The organism is Thermostichus sp. MS-CIW-15 (genome assembly GCF_054060575.1).
Genome location: NZ_JBSSDI010000022.1, coordinates 20,380 through 46,900 on the forward strand (window position 1 = coordinate 20,380; position 26,521 = coordinate 46,900).

At 58.7% G+C, this 26,521-nt stretch carries 24 protein-coding genes and 1 pseudogene; 13 read left to right on the forward strand and 12 right to left on the reverse strand.

Features of this window, described 5'->3' with window-relative positions; translation table 11 throughout:
• Positions 1 to 124 precede the first annotated feature (124 nt).
• Positions 125 to 1,057 carry a quinolinate synthase NadA gene (gene nadA / locus ACVW0R_RS09200; protein WP_457501950.1) on the forward strand — a complete coding sequence of 311 codons (933 nt, stop codon included), beginning with the start codon at positions 125 to 127 and terminating at the stop codon, positions 1,055 to 1,057.
• 37 nt (positions 1,058 to 1,094) lie between these two features.
• Positions 1,095 to 2,615, forward strand: a complete 1,521-nt coding sequence (locus tag ACVW0R_RS09205) for an L-aspartate oxidase (RefSeq protein WP_099884131.1) — start codon at positions 1,095 to 1,097, stop codon at positions 2,613 to 2,615.
• Here ACVW0R_RS09205 and gndA read toward each other — a convergent pair.
• The 3 genes and pseudogenes from gndA to tnpA form a co-directional block, all read right to left on the reverse strand.
• Positions 2,612 to 4,021 carry an NADP-dependent phosphogluconate dehydrogenase gene (gene gndA / locus ACVW0R_RS09210; RefSeq protein WP_457501951.1) on the reverse strand — a complete coding sequence of 470 codons (1,410 nt, stop codon included), beginning with the start codon at positions 4,019 to 4,021 and terminating at the stop codon, positions 2,612 to 2,614. The genes ACVW0R_RS09205 and gndA overlap by 4 nt on opposite strands.
• A gap of 92 nt (positions 4,022 to 4,113) precedes the next feature.
• Positions 4,114 to 4,611, reverse strand: a complete 498-nt coding sequence (locus ACVW0R_RS09215) for a pentapeptide repeat-containing protein (RefSeq protein WP_011429834.1) — start codon at positions 4,609 to 4,611, stop codon at positions 4,114 to 4,116.
• Between the two features lie 94 nt (positions 4,612 to 4,705).
• Positions 4,706 to 5,100: pseudogene (tnpA, locus tag ACVW0R_RS09220) on the reverse strand (IS200/IS605 family transposase).
• A gap of 35 nt (positions 5,101 to 5,135) precedes the next feature.
• Here tnpA and ACVW0R_RS09225 point away from each other — a divergent pair.
• From ACVW0R_RS09225 to ACVW0R_RS09245, 5 genes are all read left to right on the forward strand, one after another.
• A complete protein-coding gene (locus tag ACVW0R_RS09225; protein WP_457501952.1) occupies positions 5,136 to 6,239 on the forward strand; it encodes an RNA-guided endonuclease InsQ/TnpB family protein in 1,104 nt (367 codons plus the stop codon).
• Between the two features lie 76 nt (positions 6,240 to 6,315).
• Positions 6,316 to 7,509: a nickel pincer cofactor biosynthesis protein LarC gene (gene larC, locus ACVW0R_RS09230; protein ID WP_457501953.1), complete on the forward strand. Its 1,194-nt coding sequence runs from the start codon at positions 6,316 to 6,318 to the stop codon at positions 7,507 to 7,509.
• A 211-nt stretch (positions 7,510 to 7,720) separates the two neighbouring features.
• The gene (locus ACVW0R_RS09235) at positions 7,721 to 9,715 is read left to right on the forward strand and encodes an ABC transporter ATP-binding protein/permease (protein ID WP_457501954.1); all 1,995 of its coding nucleotides are present in this window, start codon (positions 7,721 to 7,723) and stop codon (positions 9,713 to 9,715) included.
• Between the two features lie 117 nt (positions 9,716 to 9,832).
• Complete coding sequence (locus ACVW0R_RS09240) at positions 9,833 to 11,611, forward strand: NADPH-dependent assimilatory sulfite reductase hemoprotein subunit (RefSeq protein ID WP_457501955.1); 1,779 nt, start codon at positions 9,833 to 9,835, stop codon at positions 11,609 to 11,611.
• Positions 11,612 to 11,726: 115 nt separating this feature from the next.
• Positions 11,727 to 12,518 carry a tetratricopeptide repeat protein gene (locus tag ACVW0R_RS09245; RefSeq protein WP_457501956.1) on the forward strand — a complete coding sequence of 264 codons (792 nt, stop codon included), beginning with the start codon at positions 11,727 to 11,729 and terminating at the stop codon, positions 12,516 to 12,518.
• A 67-nt stretch (positions 12,519 to 12,585) separates the two neighbouring features.
• Here the strand turns inward: ACVW0R_RS09245 and ACVW0R_RS09250 are convergent, their stop codons facing one another.
• On the reverse strand, positions 12,586 to 12,930 hold the full coding sequence (locus ACVW0R_RS09250; protein ID WP_457501957.1) for an STAS domain-containing protein: 345 nt from the start codon (positions 12,928 to 12,930) through the stop codon (positions 12,586 to 12,588).
• A 107-nt stretch (positions 12,931 to 13,037) separates the two neighbouring features.
• On the opposite strand from ACVW0R_RS09250, the gene ACVW0R_RS09255 reads away from it, so the two are divergent.
• Complete coding sequence (locus ACVW0R_RS09255) at positions 13,038 to 14,225, forward strand: glycosyltransferase family 2 protein (protein WP_457501958.1); 1,188 nt, start codon at positions 13,038 to 13,040, stop codon at positions 14,223 to 14,225.
• Positions 14,226 to 14,234: 9 nt separating this feature from the next.
• On the opposite strand, the gene ACVW0R_RS09260 is transcribed toward ACVW0R_RS09255, so the two are convergent.
• Both ACVW0R_RS09260 and ACVW0R_RS09265 read right to left on the reverse strand, forming a co-directional pair.
• Complete coding sequence (locus tag ACVW0R_RS09260; protein WP_011429841.1) at positions 14,235 to 15,185, reverse strand: DNA adenine methylase; 951 nt, start codon at positions 15,183 to 15,185, stop codon at positions 14,235 to 14,237.
• A gap of 73 nt (positions 15,186 to 15,258) precedes the next feature.
• Positions 15,259 to 15,462 carry a PD-(D/E)XK nuclease superfamily protein gene (locus ACVW0R_RS09265; protein ID WP_346426103.1) on the reverse strand — a complete coding sequence of 68 codons (204 nt, stop codon included), beginning with the start codon at positions 15,460 to 15,462 and terminating at the stop codon, positions 15,259 to 15,261.
• A 1,281-nt stretch (positions 15,463 to 16,743) separates the two neighbouring features.
• Between ACVW0R_RS09265 and ACVW0R_RS09270 the strand changes: the two genes are divergently transcribed.
• The 3 genes from ACVW0R_RS09270 to ACVW0R_RS09280 all read left to right on the forward strand — a co-directional run bounded on the left by ACVW0R_RS09270 (position 16,744) and on the right by ACVW0R_RS09280 (position 19,994).
• The gene (locus tag ACVW0R_RS09270) at positions 16,744 to 17,439 is read left to right on the forward strand and encodes a type 1 glutamine amidotransferase (RefSeq protein ID WP_099813223.1); all 696 of its coding nucleotides are present in this window, start codon (positions 16,744 to 16,746) and stop codon (positions 17,437 to 17,439) included.
• A 76-nt stretch (positions 17,440 to 17,515) separates the two neighbouring features.
• Positions 17,516 to 18,925 carry a UDP-N-acetylmuramoyl-L-alanine--D-glutamate ligase gene (gene murD / locus ACVW0R_RS09275; protein ID WP_457501959.1) on the forward strand — a complete coding sequence of 470 codons (1,410 nt, stop codon included), beginning with the start codon at positions 17,516 to 17,518 and terminating at the stop codon, positions 18,923 to 18,925.
• On the forward strand, positions 18,870 to 19,994 hold the full coding sequence (locus tag ACVW0R_RS09280; RefSeq protein WP_049749724.1) for an FtsW/RodA/SpoVE family cell cycle protein: 1,125 nt from the start codon (positions 18,870 to 18,872) through the stop codon (positions 19,992 to 19,994). Before murD ends, ACVW0R_RS09280 begins: the two co-directional genes overlap by 56 nt.
• Positions 19,995 to 20,008: 14 nt before the next feature.
• Here ACVW0R_RS09280 and ACVW0R_RS09285 read toward each other — a convergent pair whose 3' ends face one another.
• Together ACVW0R_RS09285 and ACVW0R_RS09290 are read right to left on the reverse strand one after the other, a co-directional pair.
• Positions 20,009 to 20,212 (reverse strand): hypothetical protein, encoded by a 204-nt coding sequence (locus ACVW0R_RS09285; protein ID WP_414402391.1) that lies wholly within the window; start codon positions 20,210 to 20,212, stop codon positions 20,009 to 20,011.
• 287 nt (positions 20,213 to 20,499) lie between these two features.
• Positions 20,500 to 21,582 (reverse strand): dynamin family protein, encoded by a 1,083-nt coding sequence (locus tag ACVW0R_RS09290; protein ID WP_457501960.1) that lies wholly within the window; start codon positions 21,580 to 21,582, stop codon positions 20,500 to 20,502.
• 336 nt (positions 21,583 to 21,918) lie between these two features.
• Here ACVW0R_RS09290 and ACVW0R_RS09295 point away from each other — a divergent pair, with 336 nt between their 5' ends.
• The gene (locus tag ACVW0R_RS09295; RefSeq protein WP_457501965.1) at positions 21,919 to 22,518 is read left to right on the forward strand and encodes a Ycf51 family protein; all 600 of its coding nucleotides are present in this window, start codon (positions 21,919 to 21,921) and stop codon (positions 22,516 to 22,518) included.
• On the opposite strand, the gene ACVW0R_RS09300 is transcribed toward ACVW0R_RS09295, so the two are convergent.
• Positions 22,458 to 23,327 carry an alpha/beta fold hydrolase gene (locus ACVW0R_RS09300; RefSeq protein ID WP_457501961.1) on the reverse strand — a complete coding sequence of 290 codons (870 nt, stop codon included), beginning with the start codon at positions 23,325 to 23,327 and terminating at the stop codon, positions 22,458 to 22,460. The two genes, ACVW0R_RS09295 and ACVW0R_RS09300, sit on opposite strands and share 61 nt — an antisense overlap.
• A 3-nt stretch (positions 23,328 to 23,330) precedes the next feature.
• Complete coding sequence (locus ACVW0R_RS09305) at positions 23,331 to 23,996, reverse strand: Crp/Fnr family transcriptional regulator (RefSeq protein ID WP_457501962.1); 666 nt, start codon at positions 23,994 to 23,996, stop codon at positions 23,331 to 23,333.
• Between the two features lie 323 nt (positions 23,997 to 24,319).
• Here ACVW0R_RS09305 and surE point away from each other — a divergent pair, with 323 nt between their 5' ends.
• Positions 24,320 to 25,099, forward strand: coding sequence for a 5'/3'-nucleotidase SurE (gene surE, locus ACVW0R_RS09310; RefSeq protein ID WP_457501963.1), 780 nt, complete (start codon positions 24,320 to 24,322; stop codon positions 25,097 to 25,099).
• 56 nt (positions 25,100 to 25,155) lie between these two features.
• Here the strand turns inward: surE and ACVW0R_RS09315 are convergent, their stop codons facing one another.
• Entirely contained in the window at positions 25,156 to 25,617 is a 462-nt protein-coding gene (locus ACVW0R_RS09315; RefSeq protein WP_414347111.1) for an EVE domain-containing protein, read from the reverse strand.
• 6 nt (positions 25,618 to 25,623) lie between these two features.
• Complete coding sequence (hisH, locus tag ACVW0R_RS09320; protein WP_457501964.1) at positions 25,624 to 26,274, reverse strand: imidazole glycerol phosphate synthase subunit HisH; 651 nt, start codon at positions 26,272 to 26,274, stop codon at positions 25,624 to 25,626.
• Between the last annotated feature and the right edge of the window lie 247 nt (positions 26,275 to 26,521).

The following is a 26,521-nucleotide window of genomic DNA, read 5'->3' on the forward strand; positions in this document are numbered from 1 at the left end:
AGGCTAGGTAACGATCCCGCCTAAAGCAGGAAGGCCAGTTGCTGCCTGCTGGCAACTTCTCCTTAGCCCCGCACCAGTCCAGCTCTGCACCCGTGGCCGGCCCAGCCAAAACAGAAGGTTCACCATGACCCAAGAAACCCTTGTCCAGGAAATTGCTCGACTCAAGCAGGAAAGGCAGGCCGTTATCCTAGCCCACTCCTACCAACTCCCCGAGGTGCAGGAAGTGGCGGACTTTGTGGGAGACTCGCTGAGCCTGGCCCGTGAGGCGCAGAAGACGAACGCCCAGGTCATCGTCTTTGCGGGCGTCCACTTCATGGCCGAAACGGCAGCCATCCTCAACCCGGAAAAGACGGTGCTGCTGCCGGATCTGGAGGCTGGCTGCTCCCTAGCTGACAGCATCCGCCCGGAGGATGTGCAGCGCTGGAAAGAGGCCAACCCAGAAGGCCTGGTGGTTGCCTACGTCAACACCGCTGCCGAGATCAAGGCCCTAGCCGATGTCTGCGTAACCAGCGCCAACGCGGTTCAAGTGGTGGCTAGCCTGCCGCCGGATCGCCCTATCTTTTTTGTGCCGGATATGTTCCTGGGGGCCTATGTAGCCCAGACAACGGGGAGGGAGTTGGATCTGTTCCCCGGCGAGTGCCACGTCCATGTGGGCATTCGCGAGGAGCACCTCAAGGCAATGGCAGAGAAGCACCCGGAGGCGGAGTTCCTCATCCACCCCGAGTGCAGTTGCGGCTCCAGTTGTCTATTTCTCAAGCCGGACGCCAAGCTCCTTTCTACCGAGGGGATGGTGCGTTATGCCAGAACTTCGGCCAGCCGCGAGTTTGTGGTCGCCACCGAAGTGGGCATTCTCCACCGGCTGCAAAAAGAGGCCCCCGATAAGACCTTTATCCCCGTCAAGGCGGACGCCGTCTGCGAGTATATGAAAAAAATTACCCTGGAGAAGATCTACCGCTCCCTAGTGGAGATGCGCTACGTGATCCAGGTGCCGGAGGCGGTGGCCGAAAAAGCCCGCAAGTCCATCCTGGCCATGCTGTCAGTGCCTGCTGGAGCCTAGAGGGAGCACCCTTGGCGAGGGTCTGTTTTGTCCAGTGTTGTCTACGTCTTTCCTAGCGGAAACAGACCTCTTGATCCTGGGAGCAGGGGTGGCAGGGATCTATGCAGCCCTGTGGGCGGAAGCAGAGGGAGCCAGAACCCTGGTGGTAAGCAAGGATCCCTTGCCTTCTGGATCCACTCCTTGGGCGCAGGGGGGGATAGCTTTTCCACTGGATGCAGCAGATGTGGAAGCCCACCTCCAGGACACCCTGCAAGCAGGCCGTGGCTTGGTAGAAGCAGAGGTGGCTCGCTCCATCTTGCAGGAAGCGCCCTTTCACCTGGAGAAGCTCTTGTCCTGGGGGCTCCCCTTCCATCCGGAGCCGGTGCGGGAAGGGGGACACTCGCGGGCGCGGATACGCCACCTGGGAGGGGATCGGAGCGGGCTGTGGCTCCTCAAGGGCTTGCTGGCCCGCCTGAGCAAGCCGCCTTTGCAGGGGTACACGGCCCTCAGTCTTTTGATGACCGAGGGGAGAGTGGCAGGGGTCTTGCTCCTGGGTCCTGAGGGACTGGTGCAGGTGAGGGCGGGGGCGGTTCTCCTGGCTACAGGCGGGTTTGGCAGCCTCTTCCCCCTCTCTACGGCGCCGCCGGGAGCTAGCGGCGATGGCATGGCCTTGGCCTGGCGGGCAGGGGCCATCCTAAGGGATCTGGAGTTTGTGCAGTTTCACCCCACCGTCCTGCCCAATGGAGCCCTGGTCAGTGAAGCTGCCCGAGGGGCAGGGGCCGTGCTCCTCAATGCCTGGGGGGAGCGCTTTATGCCTCGTTATGCGGAGCTGGAAGAGCTGGCGCCGCGGGATGTGGTGGCCCAGGCGGTGTTCTGGGAGCGGCAGCGGACGGGGGGAGTTTACCTTGACCTCCGGGCTGTGCCCCATCTGGAAGAGCGCTTTCCCACCGTGGTTGCTTCTGCCCGCGCTTTGAGGCTGGATCCCGGCAAGGATCCCCTACCGGTTGCTCCTGCTGCTCACTACGTCATGGGGGGGGTGCGAACGGATGCTTTTGGCCGCACTGGCCTGCCGGGCCTCTATGCTGCCGGGGAGGTGGCCTCCACAGGGTTGCACGGGGCAAACCGTTTGGCTTCCAACAGCCTTTTGGAAGGGCTGGTCATGGGCAAGCGAGCTGCTCTGGCTGCCCTGCGGGACCTCCAGGAGCCCCCCCTTCAGGTGCAGGCTCTACCTGTGCTGACAGCGCCGCCCTCTCTACTTCCCCAGCTCAGGCAGCAAGCAGAAGAAGCCCTGGGGGTGGTGCGGGAGGGAGAGCGGCTGCGGGCTTTTCTGGCTTTTGCGGAAGCCCTGCCCCTGGAGGAGAAGCCGTGGGCCAGTCGGGAAGAGGTCGAGGCCGGGAGTTTGCTGTTGCTGGCTCGCTGGGTAGCCCAGGGGGCTTTGCTGCGGGAGGAAAGCCGGGGATGCCATTTCCGCAGGGATTTCCCCCAAGAAAGGGAGCCTTTCCACACCGAAGTGTGGGGCTCTACGTTTAAGCAAGCGCCGCTGGATCTGGCGGCTGCCCCAGGGCGGGGCCCTGCCTAGGCGTTCCAGGCGTGGTGGAAAACCCCCGGCCTGTCGATGCGCTCAAAGGTGTGGGCGCCGAAGAAATCCCGCTGGGCCTGGGTGAGGTTCTGGGGCAGCTCGGCGGTGCGGTAGCTGTCGTAGTAGGCCAGGGAGGCGCTGATGGCCGGGATCGGGATCCCCAAGGCTGCTGCAGTGGCCACCACTCGCCGCCAGGATCCCTGCCGTTCCTGGATGGCCCGCTTAAACTCCTCATCCAAAAGGAGGTTGACCAGCTCCGGATCCCGCTGGTAGGCTGCCTGGATTTTGCCCAGGAGGCGGGCGCGGATGATACAGCCCCCCTTCCAAATGCGAGGGATCTCGCTGAAGGTGTACACATAGCCGTGGGCAACGGTGGCTTGCCTGAGCAGGGCCATCCCCTGGGCATAGGAGCAGATCTTGGAACAGTAGAGGGCGGCGCGCAGATCCTGAAGGAAGCTGTCGGGATCCCCTTCCAAGGTTGTTCCTGGCCCTGGCAACTGCTGGGAGGCGGCCACCCGTTCCTCTTTCATCGACGAGAGGATGCGAGCCTGCACTGCCGCCTCAATGGTGGGCACCGGCACCCCAAGATCCAGGGCGTCCTTGACCGTCCACAGGCCCGTGCCCTTCTGCCCCGCCTTGTCCAAAATGAGATCCACCAGCGGCTTGCCCGTCTCCGGATCCAGCGTCCCCAAGATCTTGGCGGTAATCTCAATCAAAAACGACTCCAGCTCCGTCTCGTTCCAGGCCTGGAAGATCTCCTGCATCTGGGGGGCTGACAGCTTCAGCCCCCTGCGCATGAGGTCGTAGGCCTCGGCAATCAGTTGCATGTCGCCGTATTCGATGCCGTTGTGCACCATCTTCACGTAGTGCCCACCCCCTTTAGGCCCCAGGTAGGTGACACAGGGCCCGTCTGGCCCTTGGGCGGCAATTTTGGTGAGGATGGGCTCCAGTAAGTGGTAGGCTTCCAAGCTGCCGCCGGGCATGAGGCTGGGGCCGTTGAGGGCACCTTCTTCCCCGCCGCTCACCCCCATGCCGACAAAGTGGATCCCGCTGGCTTCTAGGACCTCGGCGCGCCGGTCGGTGTCGCTGTAGAGGGAGTTGCCGCCATCGATGAGGATGTCGCCTGGCTCCAGCAGGGGCTTAAGCTCGTCGATGATGGCATCCACCGGCGGGCCTGCCTTAACCATGATCAAGATTTTGCGGGGCCGCTCCATCAGTTGCACCAATTCCGGCAAGCTGTAGGCGGGGGTAATCTGCTTGCCTTGGGCCCTCCCTTGGATAAACTGCTCGGTTTTGGCGCGAGTTCGGTTGTAGACGACAACCGGAAAGCCATTGCGCTCGACGTTGAGGGCCAGGTTTTCCCCCATTACCGCTAGGCCAATGACCGCGAAGCTGGGCTTGCTCATGGTGGGGCAGGGTAACACCTCCCCCAATCTAAGGGGCGATCCGGCCAAGAGGGTTCAGGGATCCTGTTTTCTTCACCTTTTTTTGCCGGCTTTCAAGGACAGCCCAGACTCGCGCGGGTGGAAACCCCGGTTATGGGATGGGATCCCTCTGCTCGCTGGCACAGTTGCCGCAGGGCTGCCCGATCCACGTAGGCGTCGCTAAAGTCGGCGCCGGCAATCTGCGCCCCATCCCAAACGGCCCGCGCGGCGATTGCCCCCCTGAGGTTGGCCCCCCTGAGATCGGCGCCCGCTAGGTTGGCCAGATCCAGCAGGCTGTTGCTGAGATCTGCCCCCGCCAGGTTGGCTCCTGCCAGGTTGGCCTTGGTGAAGGCCACGCCGGCCAGGTTGGCCCCCTGCAAGTCGGCGCCCTGCAGGTTGGCGCTGACAAAGCTACTGCCCCGCCAGTCCTGACCCGACAGATCCTGCCCCTGCAGATCGGCGTTGCTGAAGTTGAGACGGGTCTGGCCACCCGCCGGGGATCCCCACAGGCCCCACAGCAGCAGCGTTGCCCCCAGCAGGATCCCTAGAAGGATGCAAAGTGTTGACGGCATCTGGGATCCCCCCTTTAGTACCTCAGGACGCTTCAAAGGGCTCAACTCCTTCCGCAAGTTCTTATCAGAAAATCTAGGTCTAAAACCCTGCCCTCTAGGGCAGCTTTTCTTGGTTTTGGATGTAGGCCACTAAGAGTTGCAGAGGAGCACCCCCAACACTAGAAGCCAAGTAGCTGGGACTCCACAAGGCATTCTTGCCGCAAGGTTTAGGTAGTTTAGCTTGCCCGTACTTGCGACTCGAAACTCCCTTAAGCACATTCACCATTTGAGAGATAGACCACTTGGGCGGGTAGGCAATTAGAAGGCGGACGTGGTCTGCCTCGCCGTTAAACTCCAAGACCTCAAAGTCCATCTTTCGGGCAACACTCTTAAACGCCTCTGCAATCAAGTTCAAACTCTCTTGAGTGAATATCTTTCGCCTGGATTTGTGACAAACACCAAATGGGCCTGCAGGCTAGAAACACTGTTGCGGTCTCTCCTTAATTTCATGTGCTATCTTGGAAATGCCAACTTGACTCTAGCCCATGAAAGCTCGATACAGGTATAGGTTCTACCCCACAGACCAACAGCGGCAGAAGCTTGCCAAGTTGTTTGGCTGTGTCAGGTACGTCTGGAATGAAGCCTTAGCCCACTGCCAAGCCGTTGGGAAGTATCCAGGGTACAACGCTTTGGCCAAGCGCCTAACCGAGCTCAAGCAATCGATTCCGTGGTTGGGCGAAGTTTCAAGTGTTGCTTTACAGCAATCTCTCAGACATTTGGACAAAGCTTACCAGCGTTTCTTTGCCCAGGAAGGAGGTGCGCCGCAGCTCAAAAAGAAAGCAGCCAAGCAGTCAGCAACGCTAACTAGGGGAGCTTTTTCTATCAACGGTAAGCGGGTTTACTTGGCCAAGGTGGGAGCCATTAAGCCTATTTGGAGCCGACCTTTGCCGAGTACCCCTAGTTCCGTCACTGTAATTAAAGACACTGCCGAGCGTTACTTTGTCAGCTTTGTGGTGGAGACGGAACCTGTTAGCATCCCTGCTCGCTCACCCAGTATTGGAGTGGATTTGGGGATTAAGACCTTCGCCGCCACAAGCGATGGGGCCAAGTTCCCCAGTCCCAACTATAGGCCTCTGTACAACCGTATTGCCCAGCTGCAAAAGCAGCTTGCCAGGCGGGTGAAGGGAGCCCGGCGGTGGGAGCGAACCCGGCTGAGGATTGCCAAGCTGCACAACCGCATTGCCGACATGCGGCTCGACTTCCTGCACAAGTTGTCAACCCAGCTCACGGTCGAAAACCAAGTCGTGTGCTTGGAAGACCTCAACGTTAGCGGGATGTTGAAAAACCGTCGGTTGTCCAAGGCGATTAGTCAGCAGGGGTGGCATACCTTTCGGGCTCTCTGTGAGGGCAAAGGTGAGAAGTACCAGAGGGAAGTGCGCCTAATCGACCGGTGGGAGGCTACAAGCCAGTACTGTTCGGCTTGTGGCTGGCACTGGGGCAAGTTGGATTTGGCTACCCGTGTGGTGGTCTGTGACGGTTGCGGGGCAGTGCATGACAGGGATGTGAATGCCGCCAACAACCTAAAGCAAGTCGGGATGGGGCATCGCCCGACTCTAAAACGGACGTGGAGACTGCGTAAGACTGGCTAGCCAGCAGCAGTCTGTGAAGCGTCAAGAATCTCTCGCCTTTAGGCGAGGGGAGTATGTCAAGTCAACATGCTTTGGTATGAAAGTAGCTTACTTTGACTGCGCAGCAGGCATTGCCGGCGACATGTGCCTGGGGGCGCTGCTGGATTGCGGGCTGCCCCTAGAGTATCTCAACCAGCAGCTCCAGGCCTTGGGCCTCGAAGGAGAATACAGCCTACAAGTATGCCGGGTGCAGCGGTGCGGCCAGCCGGCTCTGCAAGGGGTGGTGGAGGTGTTGGACGAGTCCCCGCCCGCCCGCCCCTGGAGGGAGATCCAGGCTTTGATTGCCGGATCCCGGCTGGCCCCCGCAGTCAAGGCCCGCAGCCTCAAGGTCTTTGAGAAGCTGGCCCAGGCGGAGGCAAAGGTTCACCAGGTGCCCCTGGAAACAGTGCATTTCCACGAGGTGGGGGCCGTCGATGCCCTGGTGGATATCGTCGGCACCTGTGTTGGCCTGGAGTGGCTACAGGTGGAGCGGGTGATCTCCTCTCCCCACCCCATTGGCGGCGGCTGGGTGGACACTGAGCACGGCAAGCTGGCCGTGCCGGTGCCGGCGGTGATTGAGCTGTGGGAAATGGGACGGGTGCCAGTGTTCAGCAATGGCGTAGAAGCCGAGCTGGTCACCCCCACCGGCGCGGCCTTGGCGGTGGCGCTGGCAGAAGCGTTTGGGCCCTGTCCGCCGCTGCGGTTGGAAAAAGTGGGGCGTGGGGCCGGCAGCCGCGAGCTGCCCATTCCCAACATCTTTCGTCTCTGGATTGGCCAGTCCCAGGGGGAAGAGCCGACCGAGATCGTCTCGGTGTTGCAAACTCAGATTGACGACCTCAACCCTCAAGTGATTGCCTATACCTGCGAGCAGTTGCTGGCCCTAGGTGCCTGGGACGTGTTTACCCAGCCCATCACCATGAAGCAAGGGCGGCCGGGAGTGTTACTGACGGTGATCTGCCCGCCGGAGCGGGTGCCGGAGTGCCAAGATCTCATCTTCCGGGAAACCACCACCCTGGGCATCCGCCACTCCCAGCAGCAGCGCACCGTCCTGGAGCGAAGGATCGAGCGGGTGGAAACCCCCTACGGCCTGGTGGACATCAAGGTGGCCTGCCGCCACGGCCACATCGTCAACGCCCAGCCGGAGTTTCGCGACTGTGTGGCCCGCGCCCAAGAGTTCCGCGTGCCGGTCCAGACGGTGTGGCTGGCAGCCCAAGCGGCCTGGCAAAAGCGGCTGCAGGGGGATCCCGCCTAAGAAGGTTGGGCCTTGGACAAGCGCATGCTCGTGCATAAGATCTGGCTGGATATAAGGATTTATGGAGCCAGATCGGAAATGTTCCAGAGTAGGCAACGGGGCTCTTCCTCAGATTCCCGATGGATTGGCTCCTGTTGGACAGAGATGCGGATCCCTGACCTGCTAGCCTGAAAAATATCAATACCCCGCGCTCTTGCCGACAACCGCAACCATGGAATCCCAAGCCGCCCAATTTAACTTCGACCGCCAACTCTGGGATCGCTTTATCAGCGTAGCGCAACCCTACTTCTACCCGCGGGTGCGCTACGGGGGCTGGATCTTCTTCGGCTTGCTAGCAGCATCCATGGTGTTTGTGGTTGCCCTCATGTTTTTTGTCGAGATTGGGGTAACCCTGGTTGGACAGGCTCTTTTTCCAGAGTTCTTCCGCACCCTAGCAGCAGGCTTGGTCGAGCAAACAGAGAGGAATTTAGCCTCGCCGGTGCTATGGGTGGCCGCAGCCAGTTTGGCCCTGAGCAGCCTGGCCTTTGGGCTGGTGTGGCGCCAGATTTGCCGCCGTTGGCTGCAATGGGTGCTGCTGACCTTTTTGCTGTTCCTGTCGCTAACGGTAAACCGGCTGAACGTGATGATCAGCTTTATCTTCCGGTTTATCGACACGGCTCTGCAGCAAAAAGAAGAGAGCACCTTCTGGCAATTTTTGATCATCTATGGCGTGCTGATCATCTCCGCCATCCCCATTTTGGTTATTTACCGATATACACGGCTAAAGCTGGCCCTGTTTTGGCGGGAATGGCTGACCGACTACTTTCTGGATCGCTACTTTGATCGGCGGGCCTACTACGAGCTGGATTCCAACGCCGCTAACACAGAGATCGATAACCCTGACCAGCGCATCTCGGAAGATGTACGCTCCTTTACCGGCACCACTCTTTCTTTTTTGTTGGATATTCTTGACTCCATCCTCACCCTCTACGCCTTTACTGGGATTCTCTACAGCATTTCCCGCCCCCTAGCGGTGGGGCTGGTTATCTATGCTACCATCGGCACCGGGATCGCCATTTTGGCCGGCCGCAAGCTGATTAAAATTAACTTCGATCAACTGCGCTACGAGGCCGACTTCCGCTACAGCCTAGTCCACGTGCGGGACAACGCCGAGTCCATTGCTTTTTACCAAGGGGAAGACCTGGAGCTGAGACAGATCTTGAACCGCTTTGCTGCCGCCTTGCGCAACTTTAATTTGCTGATCATCTGGCAGGCCATTATCGACATTTTTCAGTATGCCTATAACTATTTCACTCGCATTGTGCCCTACGTAATTGTGGCCCCCCTTTACTTTAGCGGCGTGCGCGATTTCGGCACCATTACCCAGGCTACCATCGCCTTTAGCCAGGTGCTGAGCGCCCTTTCGATTGTGGCCAACCAGATCCAGAGCATCTCCAGCTTTGCCGCCGGGATCAACCGCCTGGGATCCTTCTACGAAGCTTTGGAGGATCCGGCCCTGCGCCAGCTGCGTCCTCGAGAAAGCGCCATCCAAACCCGCATTGCCCCCCACCTGGCGCTGCAGCATCTAACCTTGCTCACCCCCAACTCGGAACGAACCTTGGTTCGGGACCTGTCCCTAAGTCTAGAGGCAGGCCAACGGCTATTGATTGTGGGGGTCAGCGGCAGCGGCAAAAGCTCCCTGCTGCGAGCCATTGCTGGCCTGTGGAGCAACGGCCAGGGATCCATCGCCCGTCCCGACACCGGCGAGATGCTCTTCCTGCCCCAGAAGCCCTACATGCTCCTGGGATCCCTGCGGGATCAACTCCTCTATCCAGGCCGTCGCCGGGATCTGACCGACGAGGAGCTCCTGCAGATCTTGGCCCAAGTTAACCTCGCTGATTTGCCGGAGCGGGTGGGCGGCTTCGACGTGGAGAAAGATTGGGCCAGCACTCTCTCTTTGGGCGAACAGCAGCGCCTGGCCTTTGCCCGCATCTTAATTACACGGCCCCGCTACGCCATTTTGGACGAGGCCACCAGCGCCCTGGATGTGGCCAACGAAAAACTGCTCTACCTGCAACTGCAACGCCTCAACACCACCTACGTCAGTGTCGGCCACCGCCCCACCCTCCTGGCCTACCACGACCTTGTCTTGGAGCTGCAGGGCAACTCTGCCTGGAAACTCTGGTCGGCGGCAGACTACAGCGCCCGCTTGGGGCTGGCTGGCTAGAGCTTTGGGGCCGGCTGTAAGCGCTACGGCAGGCTGTGGAGAAGCCAAACTGGACGTTGCTGGCAAGAGGTGATACCCTGTTTCACAGGTATTCCGACCGGATTACTGGGGAATTAGATGACCTCCTCTGCCACCTCCGAAGCCAAGCGCTCCAAAGTAGAGCACATCAAGGCTGAAAGCAACTTTCTGCGGGATCCCTTGCAGCAGGAGTTGGCCCAAGACACCACCCACTTCAGCGAAGCGGCGGTGCAGGTGCTCAAGTTCCACGGTGTCTACCAGCAGGACGACCGGGATCTGCGGCAGCAGCGAAAGCAGGAGGGACTGGAGCGGGCCTACCAGATGATGCTGCGCACCCGCATTCCGGGGGGGCATGTGCCGCCACAGCTCTATTTGACCCTGGATCGGCTGGCCGATGAGTACGGCAACGGCACCTTGCGCGCCACCACCCGACAAACCTTGCAATTACACGGGATCCTGAAGAAAAATCTCAAGGCCACAGTGGCCAGCATTATTCGGCAGATGGGATCCACCCTGGCTGCCTGTGGAGATGTCAACCGCAACATCACGGCGCCGGCTGCCCCCTACAAGAACCGGCCTGCCTACCGCTATGCCCAGGAGTATGCGCGCAAACTGGCAGATCTCCTGGCGCCGAAGACCTCTGCCTACTATGAGATCTGGGTAGATGGGGAGCCAGTTCCCATCCCGCCGGTGGATCCGGAAGTCCGGGAAGCCGAGCAGTTTGTCGGCAATGGGGTAAGGCTGGAAGGGCCGGAGCCTCTGTATGGCCCAGTCTACTTGCCCCGCAAGTTCAAGACGGCCATCGCCGTAGCTGGGGAGAACACCGTCGATGTGTACTCCCAAGACCTGGGTTTGATCGTGCTCACCGACCGCAAGGGCAACCTCAAGGGCTTCAACATCGTGGTGGGCGGCGGCATGGGGCGCACCCACGGCAAGGAGGAGACCCAACCCCTTTTGGCCCAGAAACTCTGCTTTGCCCCGCCGGAGACGGTGTATCGGGTTTGCCAGGCGGTCTTGGCCGTGCAGCGGGATCACGGCAACCGCTACGACCGCAAGCAGGCGCGGCTGAAGTATCTTGTGCGCGACTGGGGGATCCGCAAGTTTCGCCGCGTGGTCGAGCAGTACTTGGGGGAGAAGCTATTGCCCTTCCGGCGCATGCCTAAGTTTGTCCCCAACAGCGACGACTACCTAGGCTGGCACGAGCAGGGGGATGGCCGTTGGTTTTTGGGCATCTCTATTGAAAATGGCCGCATCCAAGATACGCCAGAGCGGCAGCTCAAAACAGCCCTGCGCAAGATTGTGGAGGAATTTTCTCTCCACCTGCGGCTTACCCCCACGCAGGACGTGATCCTCATCGACATCGAGGAGCACCAGCGAGAGGCCATTAACCAGATCCTCAAGTCCCACGGAGTCCCCTCCAAGGAGGAGATCCCAGAGCTGGTGAGGCTGTCCATGGCCTGTCCGGCGCTTCCCACTTGCAGCCTAGCCATCACCGAGTCGGAGCGGGCCCTGCCCAGCTTGATTCGCCAGTTGGATCAGGTGGTGCAGGAGCTGGGGCTACAGGACTCGCCCTTTTTGGTGCGCATGACCGGCTGCCCCAACGGCTGTGCCCGCCCCTACTTGGCAGAGCTGGGACTGGTGGGATCCGCTCCCGATCACTACCAGATTTGGCTGGGGGCCAGCCCGCAAGGGGATCGCCTGGCTCAGCCGTTTCAGGATCGGGTGCACATCAGCCAAATTGTGCCTTTGATGAGGATTCTCCTGCAGCTCTACAAACAGGAGCGCCACCCCCAAGAGCGCTTTGGCGACTACTGCCACCGGGTGGGGATCCCCTACCTACAGGCCCAGGTGCAGCGGCTCCAGCAGGTTCAAAGCTAAGGGGACTGCCCCTCCCTTCCTCACTGAGGGCAAAGTGGGTCACTGGTTCAGGAGGCTGCTAGGCTTCCAGGGGAGCGAATGATAGAGTACAAAGAGGTTTTGTGCGAGCCCCTTCATGCCTCAGTCCAAACCTGACGAACCTTTCGTCCGCAAGGTCTTCAAAGCGCTGGTGCTGGTGGTCGGCGCAGCGATGTTCCTAAGCTTCTCCTTTGGCCCCATCCTCCAGGCGCTGGGGCCTTCGGACTCGCAAGACACCGCCAACTTGGTTACTGAGCAACTGCGGGCCCAGGCGGACGGCTACCGGGCTGTGCTGGAACGGGAGCCGGATAACCCCATCGCCCTGCGGGGGTTGATCGACACGCAACTGCAGCTCAACGAGCCGCAAGGGGCCATCGAGCCGCTGAAGAAGCTGGTGGAACTGGAGCCGGAAAATCGGCAACTGCGAGCTTTTTTGGCCCAGATTCAGCAAGATACAGGGGATCTGGAAGGGGCATTAGAGCAGCTCCAGATCCTTCACGAGAAGGATCCCAAAGATAGCCAAGTCCTGCAGGAGCTGGCCGACGTTCAACTAGCGCTGGGCCGCCCTTCTCAAGCCATTGAACTACTGGAGAACTATCTGAAGGAAGTCCCGGAAGATAACGATGTCCGTCTGCGCTTGGCCTTTATCTACGTCCGCAATAACCAGACGGAAAAGGCTGTCGCCCTCTACGACGAGATGATTGCGGCGGATCCCAGCGACTTTGCGCCCGTGTTGGGCAAAGCAATAGCCCTTAGCTCCGCCACCGATGAAAACCTACGGGCAAAAGCCCCGGAGCTATTTGAGCAAGCAGCCCGCCTGGCCCCGCCCAAGGTGCGGGAGGAAATCCGGCAACAGGCCAAGCTCTATGCCCAAAGAAACCAGCCTTAGGCTGTAGAGAGTCAGGGGACTGCTGCCTGAGGATGTAGGTAGCAGAACTTGCAACTAGCCGTCCCCCTCAGGCGTCGGAGAGATCCTTGAGGGCCGCTTCCACCGAGGGATAAGTCTTGAAAAGAGAGTCCAGACGGGTAACCTTGAGAACTGTCTTGGCTTTCTCTCCTAAACCGCAGAGCTTGAGATGACAGTCGGCGGCGGCGCAGGCGCGTCTTGCCCACACCAAAGCCGAAACTCCCCTGCTGTCGATCTGCGTAACCTGGCTCAGATCCAGCAAGAGGTGCTTGGGTTTCTTGGCGAGAATCTGACTCAGCTCTTTCTGCACCAAAGCAGGCTCTAGCTGCGCTGCAGGAAGCTTGACGAGGGCGACAAGGGATCCCTTGGGGCTGAGCCAGGTGGAAACATTCACAAAAGGCTGAGAAAGTCAAGGGCGGGAGCCACATTGATTCTGAACCAAAGCCGCCGGGTTGGGTTCCGCCGGGCAACTTTTATTTGAGATGTGGGAAGGTAGCTCTAATGGATACGCACGGGATCCCGGATTGGTTGGGGGATGCGGCTGCCCTGGGTTTGTTGGCCCTGCAGATGCCGATGGCGGCGGTGTTGCTGGCGCGGCTGCTGCCCTCTTTGTGGCGCCCTTCCCCTCTGCCCCCTGGCCAAGCGGGGATCCCCTTCCCGACGGGCCTGGTCAGCGTCTTGCTGCCCACCCTCAACGAGGCCGAGCGCCTGGATCCCTGTCTGGAAGGGCTGCACCGCCAGGGAGCGGTTGTGCGCGAGGTGCTGGTGGTGGATAGCCGCTCCCAGGATGGCACCCGCGAAAAAGTGCTGCAAATGGCCGCGCGGGATCCCCGCTTTCGCCTCGTTACCGACGATCCCCTGCCCAGCGGCTGGGTCGGTCGCCCTTGGGCGTTGCACTATGGATTTCTCCAGTCGGATCCCGCCTCTGAGTGGATCTTGGGCATTGATGCCGACACCCGCCCCCAGCCGGGCCTGGTGGAGCGGCTGCTGGAAACTGCCCAGGCCAAAAAGCTGGATCTCATCACCCTGGCGCCGCAGTTTATCCTGCAGCACTGGGGGGAAGGCTGGCTGCAGCCAGCTCTTTTGACAACCCTGATCTACCGCTATGGGGCGGCAGGGGAGACTCCCCACTTGCCGGAGCGGACGATGGCCAATGGGCAGTGTATGTTGGTGCGCCGCTCGGTGCTGAAAGCCATGAACGGCTATACCCTGGCGCGGGCCTCCTTTTGCGACGATGTCACCCTGGTGCGGCAGATCGCGGCAGCCGGCTTTAAAGTAGCTTTTTGCGACGGTCGGCACCTGCTCAAGGTGCGCATGTACACCTCTTTGGCCGAAACTTGGCGGGAGTGGGGCCGATCCCTGGATTTGAAAGACGCCACCCCCAGGGCCCAACTGTGGGGGGATATGGCCCTGCTGGTGCTTACCCAAGGGATCCCACTCTTGGCAGTGGGGGGGCTGGGGATCAAGGCCGGGCTGGGGTTCCCCTTTTCCCTAACAGAGCAAGTGTTGTTGGGGCTCAACCTGGGCTTGCTGGCCCTGCGACTGGGGGTGCTGATGGGCATTCGCGGCTCTTATCAGGATCCCCCCTGGACGTTTTGGGCTTCGCCGCTGGCGGATCCCTTGGCTGTCCTGCGGGTGATCTTGTCAGCCCTCAGCCGCCCCCGCTCTTGGCGCGGGCGCACCTACTAGTCGACTGCCTCAGGATCTCACCTGCCCCGCGAAGCGCAGCGGAGTGACAGCAGGCGCAAGCGAGTGTTGGGTGGCCCTCAAATAAGGCAACCCCTGATCGAGTAAGCCTAGCTGCACCGCTCTTTCAACAGGGTAGTTTGTGATCACTAGCTCCGTGATTTTGCCTCGTTTTGTCCCCTTGCAGTTGATAGCCCGGTTTGCTTGAACTTCATCAATAGCAAAGAAGGGCATAGCGTACAAAGAGCGAATGATTGCGGTGTCAGAATTAGAAAGCATGATGTACACCTTATTCTTGCTTAAGTCAATGCAAATGTCTCGTAATCGCTCTTGATCCTCTAGGCCGAAGCCACTGGCATGATAGGAGGTAAAGTTTGATGTTTGCGAGACAGGAACGTAAGGCGGGTCGAAATACACCCAGTCGCCTGGCTTGGCCCTCTCAACAACCGTATCAAATGGCACGCACAAAATTTCAACATTTTGTAGAGCAAGGGATGCAGCTAAAAGATTGTCTTTGTCTAGATACTTTGGAGCTTTATATCGCCCAAAAGGAACATTGAACTTTCCTTGCCGATTGACGCGATACAAACCATTATAGCCTGTCTTGTTCAGGTAAATCATGCGCGCTGCTCGTCCTACAAGACCCATTGACCAAGGATCTTTCTCTCGAATCTGGTAATAAAAACTTTCATTGTGTGGAAATTCGGAGAGTAGTTGAATAACTTCCCAAACATGATCGCGAATAGCCAGGTAAGTATCTATCAGCTCAGCGTTGATATCGGAAAGGATCGCCTGTTTGATTTTGCATTCTCTATACAGGCGAAAGAAAAGCGCGCCACTCCCAACAAAAGGCTCGTGGTAAGTTCTGAAATAGACCGGCATCCGCTCTAATAGGGCGTCTGTCAGTTGTGTCTTGCCACCGGCCCATTTTAGAAAAGGTCGCGGAAGAAGCAAATCGCTCATGTTACAATCCAAAATACAAACGTAACCAATCTTCTAAATCGCTGAACCAAACCACTTTCTCAGTAGACATCAGTTATCCTTGCATGTTCTTTGAAAACCCTTCGCCGTCAATTACCTCGATCCCTGGAATAGGCCAGTGCTCCATATCTTGAATGGTTGCAGGGATCTTCTCTTCCGCTGTGCCTGACGTCGCCTGAAACTTACACTCCACTCCCAGTCGCTTGCCGCTTTTTTCATCGCTAATGACCACATCAATATACCGCTGTTGCCCCCACAGCCTTCGTGCTGGTCTTCAATCCAAGAGATTGTGCCAGAGCAACAACTCGCTGCTTTAATTCGTCACCACTTTTAGGCGCTGTTCTTTTTCCTGACATAGAGAAAACTCCTCACAGACAATCAGCTTCGTTTGTTTTCACCACCCCTGCGCTCTCCCATCGCCACCCAACTCCCGAAGCTTTGCGGCTAGGCGCTGCTGTTCCTGACGGACTTGGGCGAGGGCTGCTACTGCCGCTCCTGCCCTACTTGTTCAATTCCCCCAGAAGCAAATTCCCGTCGGCAGTCCACCACTGCAAGTAGGTGGCTGTGGTTTCTACTTTTTGTCGGTGCCACACCCTCAAGAACCAGCCGATCTCCGGAGTCCAGTAGCAGTGGTTTTCATCTGCTGTTGCAGAAGCACATAGCAACCTTAATACAGATTAGTGATCGGGGGCAAGATGGATTTAATGCAGGGGCTCGTGGATTTCGTAGACAGCAACCCCGATCTCCGAGAGCTGGGGCAAGCCTTAGCTGTCAAAACAACACTCCAAGGCCATACTCACCCCTAGGTCTGTGACGTGTTGCAAGTGTCATCAAGCTTTATCAGCAACCGGAACTTATACTCCCAAACCAAGGAGCTGCTGGACTTGCTCTAGCTTATCGAGGCTCAAAGCCCTATCTCTCTCCCGAATAAAAAGCTGCTGCTATTGCGATGAGCTGAAGGAAAGTTTAGAAGAGGCAGTCCCAGAAGAATGAGGAAGCAGTTGCTCAAAAAAAGAGATACGGCATAAGGCAAAAGAGTAGAAGCTCCTGATGGACAAGGGGGAGCTAACAGTGTTTATGGTAGATGAGCGTCACCCGCTATGAGGTTACCTTTGTGGATAGAGGTGGGGGGTAAAGGAGAACAGATTGCGGCCGATATTAAGAATATCAGGGGGAGGCGAAGTTACTTTGGGGCATTAGATTATGACAAGAGAGAGTTTCTGTTGCAAGTATATAATAAGGCAGATTCTCAAAGCATGAGAGCGTTTATAGAGTACTTAAGAGTTGAGAAAAAAGAACAAAGGATAGCGATTTTTGGGATGGGGCGGACTATCGTTGCTGTAAATAGGTTAGGGCGTATTTAGAAGAAGTGAGCCAGAGGTTAAGAGAAGAGGAGTGGCCAGTCAGGTGCATTCTTTTTGTTCCTTATACAACGGAACAGAATTTTGATTTTCCTATCATGAATATCTTAGGAATGCTACGATCAGCAGGGAAGTTACAGGAGCTATGCTATGCTGGGGTGTTAGTCATCGAAATCAGCATGCGTGTCCATTACTTACAACATGTGCCCTTTGAAGGTCTGGGCTATATAGAGTCCTGGCTCAAAGCCAAGGAATACCCTGTAACGGGCACAAGGTTTTTTGAATCGACGAGATTGCCGAGCCTAGATGAATTTGACATGCTCATCGTCATGGGTGGCCCCATGAGTGCCAATGACGAAAGTGCATTTCCTTGGCTAGGTCAGGAGAAGGAGTTTATCCGCAATGCCATCGAGGCCGGCAAGTCCATTTTGGGCATCTGTCTGGGGGCGCAACTGATTGCCAGCGCAATGGGTAGCCGAGTGTTTCCAAATCGTGTTAAGGAAATAGGCTGGTGGCCGGTACGAGGGGTACAGCCCCCTGATGAGCTAACCTTTCGCTTCCCGCCCTCGATTGAGGTTTTTCACTGGCACGGGGAAACCTTCGAGCTGCCCCCTGGTGCAATTCACCTTGCCAAGAGCGAAGGCTGTGAGAACCAGGCCTTTCAGCTTGGACGCTCAGTGATCGGCCTCCAGTTTCACTTGGAAACCACGCCAGAATTGGTGCAAGGGCTTGTCTCCCACTGCCGCAACGAACTGTTGCCATCTACCTATGTGCAGTCGGAAGCAGAGATCCTCTCAGCCTCCCCTGAGAAGTACCAAGCCATAAACCGTCTAATGGGCGAGGTTCTCTCCTTTCTCTGTCGCTCCGATCCCTAGGCCCCGCGCTGCGCTCTAGAGAGCGGCCAAAGCCGTAAGATGCAGATCTGCAAGCCAAAGTTCCAAGAGGATAGACGTGGGCCATCAGGTTTTGGGACTGGGGATCGCGGGTTGGTCGGCTGCACGGCTGCTGCGGGCCCAGGGAAAAGAGGTGTGGGTCTGGGACGAGCAGGATTCGGAGCTCTTGCGGCAACGGCAGGCGGAGCTGGAACGGGAAGGGATCCCTGTCCACTTGGGCCAGCCTTTTCAACTGCTGCCGGGAGTGAAGCAGGTGGTGGTCAGCCCGGGCATTGCCTGGGATCACCCGCTGCTGCAAGAGGCGCGGCGGCAAGGGATCGAGGTGGTGGGAGAGGCGGAGCTGGCCTGGCCGTTTCTTGAGCACCTGCCTTGGGTGGGGATCACGGGCACCAACGGCAAAAGCACCACCACGGCCCTGGTGGCGGAGATGTTCAAGGCGGCAGGGCTCGAAGGGATCCCCTGCGGCAACATCGGCTTACCTCTGTCGCAAGTGGCTCTAGAAACCTGGCAAGGGCGGCGGCAGCCGGCTTGGATCGTGGCAGAGCTGAGCAGCTACCAACTAGAAGCCAGCCGCCACCTGATGCAGAGCTCCCCCGGCAGCCCGCCCCGCATTGGGGTGTGGACAACTTTCACCCCCGATCACCTAGAGCGGCACGGCACCCTGGAGCGCTACGCCGGCTTTAAGGCGCGGCTGCTGCAGCGGGCCCAGTGGCGGGTGGTCAACGGCGAGGATCCCTACCTCTTTCGCCGCCGGCAGGACTGGGAAAACACCTACTGGGTTTCGCTGCAAGATCCGCAAGCGGATGTTTTCCTGCGGGGGAGCACTCTTTACATCCAGGGAGAAGCGGTAGCCGAGCTGGAGGATTTTGCCGAGCGCTGCCCAGGCTCGCACAACTTGCAGAACCTGCTCCTAGCGGCAGCGGCTGCTCATCTGGCCGGGATCCCCAACACTGCCATTCAAGGAGCCATCCGCTCTTTTGCCGGCATGCCCCATCGCCTGGAGCGGGTAGCCCAAATCCAGGTGGGATCCACCCCCATCCGCTTTGTCAACGACAGCAAAGCCACCAACTACGAGGCCGGCTGGGTGGCCCTCAACGCCCTCTCCCCGCCCATCATCCTCATTGCCGGTGGAAGGGCCAAACAGGGGGACCCCTCAGCCTGGCTGCGGCTTATTCAGGCTAAGGTGGCCCGCGTGTTGCTCATTGGGGAGGCTGCCCCTGCCCTGGCCCAGGCCCTCCAGGAGATCCGCTATACTGACCTCGAGATCCTGCCAACGCTAGATGTGGCGGTGGAAAGGGCTTTTGTAGCTGCTTGCTCCCTAGCGCAAGCCCTGGACAATCCGGCCCAGCCCATCACCGTCTTGCTCTCGCCTGCTTGTGCCAGCTTTGACCAGTACTCCAGCTTTGAGCACCGTGGCCACCACTTCCGCGCCTGCTGCCAAGCCCTTGTGGGATCCCTGGAATGCTGAAGCCCGCTGGCTGCGCTGGCTGACGCTGGTCTGGTTGGGGATGGGACTAGCGATGCTGTTTTCCGCCTCCTACCCGGTGGCGCAGCAGACTACCGGCGATGGCCTCTATTTCTTTAAGCGCCAGGTGCTCTGGTCAGGGCTGGGGCTGGTCTGCTTCACCATCCTAGTGCGCATCCCCTTGCAGCGCTGGTTCCCCTGGGCGGGGATCCTCTGCCTGCTGGGCATTGGCTTGGTCTGGGCCACCCACGTGCCAGGGCTGGGGGTTTCCCGCCTGGATGCCAGCCGCTGGCTGGATCTAAAGGTGATCCCGATTATTCAGCCTGCGGAATTGCTCAAGCCCCTGTTGGTGCTGCAGGGATCCTGGGTGTTTGGCCGTTGGTTTTACCATCCCCTCTGGTTTCGCGGCGTCTGGGTCGGGCTCTTTGCTTTGGCGCTGCTGGGGATCCTCATCCAGCCCAACTTGGGTACCACCGCCATCTGCGGCCTTACCCTCTGGGTCATGGCCTGGACGGCTGGGCTCCCCCTTTTTACCCTCTTGGCTACCGCGGGACTGGGGATCTTGGCGGCTGGGGTGAGCATTCTCAGTAAAGACTACCAGCGGCGGCGCATCTTAGCCTTTTTGGATCCCTGGGGGAATGCTCAGGGGGACGGCTACCAGTTGGTGCAGAGCCTTTTGGCTATTGGCTCAGGTGGCTGGTGGGGCAAAGGCTATGGTCTTTCCCTACAAAAGCTGTTCTACCTGCCCATCCAGTACACGGACTTCATCTTTGCTGTGTATGCAGAAGAGTTTGGCCTGGTGGGATCCCTTTTCTTCCTGGGGCTATTGAGCGCCTACACCTGGGTCAGCTTGCGGGTTATGCGGCGCTGTCTCGACCTGCCTGCCCGGCTGGTGGTCTGCGGCTGTCTGATGTTTTTGGTAGGGCAGGCACTGCTGAATATCGGCGTGGTCAGCGGCCTACTGCCGACTACAGGGGTGCCCTTGCCCCTGTTTAGCTACGGCGGCAGCTCGATCCTGGCGGGGCTGATCATGGCGGGGCTGTTGGTCCGGGCCGCCCGCGAGGTGGGCTAAGGCCTGTAAGCTTCTCACTCGGCAGCCAGTAGATAAAGACTTGGGGGTTCAGAGGGGATCAATCGGTAGGGATCCGCCTGGTTAAGCTCTCGACAGAGGTGAGCAAAAGACTGGAGACCTTCAAGGCGCTCGGTGAGCTCGCTGAGGGTATCTAGGTATTCGGCTAAAGCAGCTTGGGAAAGGTGCCAAGACTTGTCCAGCTCCTGGAAATAGGTCATCTGAAACTCGACGGAAAGATTCTTTTCTCTGAGAAAGACCTGCTCTGGCGTAAGCCCTCGATCAAATGGGGAAAGACGAGCAATGCGCTGGATGCGTTCGCTAGAGATGCGGCCAGCGAAGCCAGAAGCCTTGTACGTATAGGCCGTCCGGAGCTGAGGCCGATCTGCTGGCAAGAGAGCTGCACACCACCTTTCGCTCAGTTCCCGGAAACGAGGGACCTCGAAGTTTAGGACATCAACAGCATCTTGAAGGTACCCATGTTTAAGCAGAAGCTGGGATTCCGCCGCTAGGGAGACCGCCCAACCCTTGAGAGCAATATCGCTGAGCAATAGGCAGTGGACCTGGCGCTCAACAGGGATCTGATGGGCTTGGTCAGAGAAAAAAATTCGGATATTTCCTGTCCTTCCTCGATGCTGTTCTCGAGGTTAAGTAGCCACGACCTCAGCTCCTTATCACCTCTCGTAGAGGCTTTAATGAAGTTATAGCAGTCTTTAAAAAGAGAGCTGACCATCCACCGCCTGGTACTGGGATCTACATCCGACGCTTCAGAAGAGTTAGCTCCCCAGGCACATTGAGCATAAAAGAGTGCAATAGCAGAAAGAGGAATGATGCAAGGCGGCTCTGGAAGAGCCAGAATCTCCTGAATTTCCTCCCTCAGCTCCTCGATCCTTTGCTCTAGAGGGTTGTCGGTTTGATTCCGCATGTCAACCTTGTTGAGCAAGAAGACCATCAAACTGGTTTGACCTCTGAGAAACTCTACGACATCCTTTAGCTCTCTCAAGAGAGTTTCCCGTCCTTGCCAATCTGTCTGAGAGTAATCCAGTGCAACAAAGCTAAAGCACTTGCTGACATGCTCTTGGATAATCCTAAGGCTTATTCTATCTTGAATTGAGTTTAGGCCAGGCAAGTCATAAATCTCGACCTGTAAGCCCTCAGGCAGGCCTAACAGAAAAGGGTTTCTGACCGGCAGCAGCGGACACTCAACGTCTACCTGAGGGATGCCCACCTCCGCTTCATCCCTCTTCCTTCTCTTCTTTCGTCGCTCTTGGTGGTAGGCCTCCATCGTCAGCTTGAGCCGGCTGTAGATTTCTTCGTCCCTCAGGTCTTCCCACGTGCCGCATTCCCAGGTGGCTCCTTCGGTATTGTGGATAACTAGCCTGCTCCGCTCGCCGTGCCTAATCCGCAGGATCCCGGCACTCATCTCCTGGGCCTCAATAGGCGCGATTTTCCGGCCAATGAGGGCGTTCACAATAGTGGATTTACCCGAAGAGGTGGTACCAATGGTGGCGATCCGGAAGGAGGGCTTCTGTAGGCGGGCAACGGCCTCTTCGTAGACAACCCGAAAGGCCTGCAGCTTCTCCAGCAGCACAGAGCTGCTAGTGACGCCGTGGTATTCGCTGAGGATCCCGGCAGTGAGGTTGCCAAGGGTGAACAGTGACTCTCTTGCGATCCGCAGGGCTACCGAGGGATCGTAGAATCAAGCCTGTGATGCGCTCCTTCAGATAGAGTTGAAGATGACATGCCGACAGCTCTCAAGCCGCTTCGCCGGCATTATAGTCCTTTCGCTAGTACTGTGGTTCGTTTTCTTCGCACTTTTTCAGCGTCCTTCTTGCCAGCAATGCTGATTTAGTAGCATAAAGAAATGGCTCTAAAATGCACATAGCCGCCGGCAGTTCTGGGGTCAACAAGAGGTAGTTTGCGAATGATGGATGGGTCTTTGCAATCTTTCTTCGCCTCTGCCACCCAGGTGGGGCTGGGGGTGGCGGGTCTGCTGGCTTTGGTTACTCTGCTGGCCTGGATCCGCAACTGGCCTTGGAAGTTTTCGCTGGTGGGCTACACGGCCTTTACGCTGGTTTTGACGGCGGGCTGTTTTGCCCTCAGTTTGGGGCCGATCTTTCGCTCCCGCATCCCCGGCGCTGCTCCCTACACCACGGTTTACGACCAAGGGGCGGAGCGGGCGGTCATTGCCGTTAGCCCAGATATCACCCCGGAGCAACTAATCCTTACGCTGAAGCAGGCAGCTAGCGATCTGGCCTCCTCTGGTCGTTTCTCTACCGGCTCGCCGGTATTTACCCTGCAAGCCCGCACTGTCATCCACCCCGAGCCGGGAGTCTCCGAGCCCTTACTTTTGGGCACGCTGCAAAAGCCTTTGGGGAAACGCCTGCGCACCCCGGAAGAACAACAGCAGCAGCAAATCCACCTGGAGGAAGAGGCCTTTGCTCAGCTGCGTAGGTTAGCCCAAGTTCAGGAGGCCGCCCCGCCCTCTGGGGGGACTTTGCAAGAGCCTCCCCTGGCCCAGTCCTGAGCCCTCAGCCAGCGGCGCAGATCTTGCTCTACTTGCTCAGGGATCTCCCAGGGAAAGAGGTGGGCCACGTTGGGATAGACAATGCAGGTGCACTGAGGGAGAAGGCGGGCCGTGGCTAGGCTGCTGGCAACAGTGATGTGGCAATCCTGCTCCGCAGCCAGAATCAAAACCGGCAGGTGCAGGCGGTGCAGCTCCCCCTCGCGGTTGTAGCCCTGTCGAAGGGCAGCGCGTAGGGCTTGGCGAGCCTGAGGAGAGGTATGCAGGTAAGCCGGCAAAGCTGCCTGGGCCAGGTAGCGATAGGTTCTCGGGGTATGTCTCTGGATTAGGTAGCGGTAGAGAGAGCGGCGGCCAAAGGTGTTGATGTTCCAACTCCAGCCGGGCCAAAGCCAGTTGAGCAGCGAAGCAATGCCGGTGTTGAGCTGATCCCAAAAATCGGTAGGGGGATGGTTGCTGCGGGGACAGGCAGCGCTGGCCACTAGGATCAAACCTTTGACCCGCTGGGGTAGGCGCAAAGCCAACTCTAGGGCTAGGATCCCGCCCAAAGACCAGCCCAGTAGCAGACACTCCCGCCAGCCCAGGCGATCCAGCAGCTCCTGCAAGTCCTCCAGGTGGGCCGACATCTCAAAGGGATCCCGTACTTGCGAACGCCCGTAGCCGCGCAGATCTGGGGCTACGCAAGGGTGCATCCCAGCCACCGCCTCGGCAAAAACTTCCATGCAGTCAGCATTGCCGGGATGGCCGTGGAGCAGCAAGATGGGCAGGGAAGGGATCCCTTCTCCCCAGGCCCGGTAGTAGAGCTGCAGGCCCATAGCTTAAGCGCTGGCCACCTTTTTCGGCGTCGGCTGCAGCTTTACCCCATTGGGAATGCAGATCAGGTTCTGATCCAGGATCTGCACAAACCCCTTCGAGCGCAGGGATCCCAGCAGGCGAGTAACCGTCACGCGGGTGGCACCAATGGCATCCCCGATCTGGGCGTGGGTGAGGGGCCAGGGGAGGTACATCCCCTGCTCACAGGGCTGCCCATACTCGTCGATTAACAAGGTCAAAAAGCCCTTCAGGCGGTCGATGGCCCGACGCTGGCCCAAGTTGCCCAGCCAGAGCAACTTGCGTTGCAGTTGCTGGCGGAAGCTTTCTTGAATTTTCTGGTGCAGATAGGGCCACTGCTCCAAATCCTGCCAGTAAAACCACATCACCGTCGTGCGATCGACATGGGTGCAGGCTTTTAGCTCAAAGCGCTCCGGGTTGCTCAGCTCAAAGGGCACCCCGGGCGTGATAAACCCGACAAAAACCTCCCGCCGCTCCGGCGTTTGGCTGACCAGGCGCACCACACCCTCCTGGGGAATGTACACCAGTCCCGGACGGGTGGGGATGCGCACATCTTTGGGAAAAGTGCGAGAGCGGTAGTGCTCCTCAGCCCACTGGCAGAGTTCTCGCCACTCCTGAGCTTCTGTTGCCGATGCCATGGAAACTAGGGACATGGGATAGACTTCCTGTCGATTGAGCAACTTTGGGGGCTATATGGGCTCTTCCCTCGACCAAAGACGCTGTTGGCAGCCCCCACAAGAGGAAGAAGACTAGCTTTACCTTAGCTTCATAATGACCCTCAAGATTTACTGAACGACACCGTACCTCTACGGATATTGTCTGTAAGACTATGCTCAATGACAACATGCTAGACTGCGCTTCTCAGGCTTTGTCTTGGCTTCCGGCCGGCTGTAGGCTTGGCAGCAGAGGGCATCATGGAGGCAGCCGAGCTTGGTCGAAGGGAAGGATGGCCAGGGGTGGGTGAGGGGTGGCACTGATGAACATTCTCGTCAGCAACGATGACGGCATCCAAGCGGCCGGGGTGCGGTGTTTGGCGGCAGCGCTGGCTCAGATAGGCGGGCACCAGGTAACGGTGGTCTGTCCGGATCGGGAGCGCTCGGCCACGGGCCATGCCCTAACCTTGCACAAGCCTCTAAGGCTGGAGCCGGTGCGGGAGGGGTTTCCGCCAGAGGTGCAAGCTTGGGCCTGTTCAGGCACACCTTCGGACTGCGTCAAGCTGGGTTTGGATGGCTTGCTGCAACATCGTCCCGACTGGGTGATTTCTGGCATCAACCAGGGGGCCAACTTGGGCACCGATGTGCTCTACTCGGGCACTGTCTCAGCGGCCATGGAAGGGCTGTTGGAAGGGATCCCCAGCCTAGCCGTGAGCCTGGCCAGCTTTACCCACCAGGATTTTCAGCCGGCGGCCCAGGTGGTGCTGACCCTGCTGGAGAAGCTGAGACTGAAGCCCCTAGAGAAGCCAATGCTGTTGAACGTCAACGTGCCGCCGCTGGGGCTAGCTGAAATACGCGGCATGGTCTTGGCCCGCCTGGCCTGGCGCAAGTACACGGATCTCTACGAGAAACGGGTAGATCCCCGCGGCAAGGCCTACTACTGGCTGGCAGGAGAGGTGGTGGAAGAGGAGGTGGATCCCTGTTCCGATGTGCGGGCGGTTGCCGAGGGGTATGTGTCGATTACGCCCCTGCAGCCGGATTTAACGGCCTACGCCGCTTTCGAGAGCTTGCAGCGCTGGGGCCTCTCAGCCTTTGGCTTTTGAAAGCAAAAATGGCCTAGGGCAAGCAGGCTTGGCCGGGATCGCAGCCAGGGGAAACCCTAGAGGGGAACGGCTGCCAAGGCCAGCAGCCGTTCTGCCACAGCCTGGGGAACAGGCATCACCGACAGTCGCGTGCCTCGCCGCACCACTTCTAACTCCGCAGGGGTAAAAGTGGCCCTTAACTGGGCCAAAGGGATCAAGCGCCCAAAGGCGGCAACAAATTGCACCCGCACTGTCTGCCAGCGGGGCGCTGCAGGGGTTGACTTGGGATCGTAGTAGGGGCTGGTGGGATCAAACTGGCTGGGATCCACCACCTGAGTCTCCACGATCTCCATCAGGCCGGCTATGCCGGGGGGGTCGGCGTTGGAGTGGTAGAAAAAGGCGCGATCCCCAACCTGCATGGCCTTCAAGTAGTTGCGGGCTTGGTAGTTGCGCACGCCGTCCCAAAGGGTTTGGCCGTCCCGCTGCAGATCCCAGATGCTGTAGACGCTGGGCTCCGATTTCATCAGCCAGTAGTTCATGAAACGCTAGGCGCCGGCAGCAGGCAAGCGACGGGCAACAAACTGGACAAAGTTTTGCAATATCTTCAAGCCTACAGGGCCGGACTTTTCGGGGTGAAATTGGGTGGCAAACAAGGTGCCGCGGGCAATGGCGGCCACACAGGTTTGGCTGCCGTGCTGGGTGGTGGCGACCACCCAGCTTGGATCCTTGGGCACCGCGTGGTAGGAGTGGACAAAGTAAACCCAGCTTTGCTCGGGGATCCCTGCCCAAAGGGGAGAGTCGGGCTGGGTAAGGTGCAACTGGTTCCAGCCCATGTGGGGGATGCGCAGGCCCGGCTCCGGTCGAAAGCGCTGCACCCGCCCCGGCACGATGCCCAGCCCCGGCTCTGTCCCCTCTTCGCTGTCTTCGAACAAAACTTGCAAACCAATACAAATGCCCAAGAAAGGCTGCTGCCGCTCGATGGCTTGTCGGATTGCCTCCCCAAAGCCGCGCGCCCGCAACTGCTGCATGGCTGGGTCAAAGGCCCCATCGCCGGGCAGGACAAGGCCATCAAAAGCCGCTAGCCCAGCCGGCTCTGTGACTAGCTGCACCTCGGCCCCGGCCCGCTCCAGCCCTTTGCAAGCTGAATGCAGGTTGCCGGCATCATAGTCGATCACCGCCAGGCGCACGGCTTTCATGGCTTTTCCTGAAACCTTCAAGAGCCTATCAGTATAGTGGTTTTAGCTAATCCGCCGTTCGCGCTAGCGGGACGTAGTCCTGGAAGCCCCGCTCTGTACCCCCCTATATCCCAGCCCCCCAGTCCCCCAGTCCCCCCTTATACGGGGGGATGTAGGGGGGCGGGCCGGCCAGAGTCAGGATGAGAGGCGGGAGCGTTCAACAGGTACAATGCATTCATCATGAGAACCGCTTACCAGTACCGCTTGC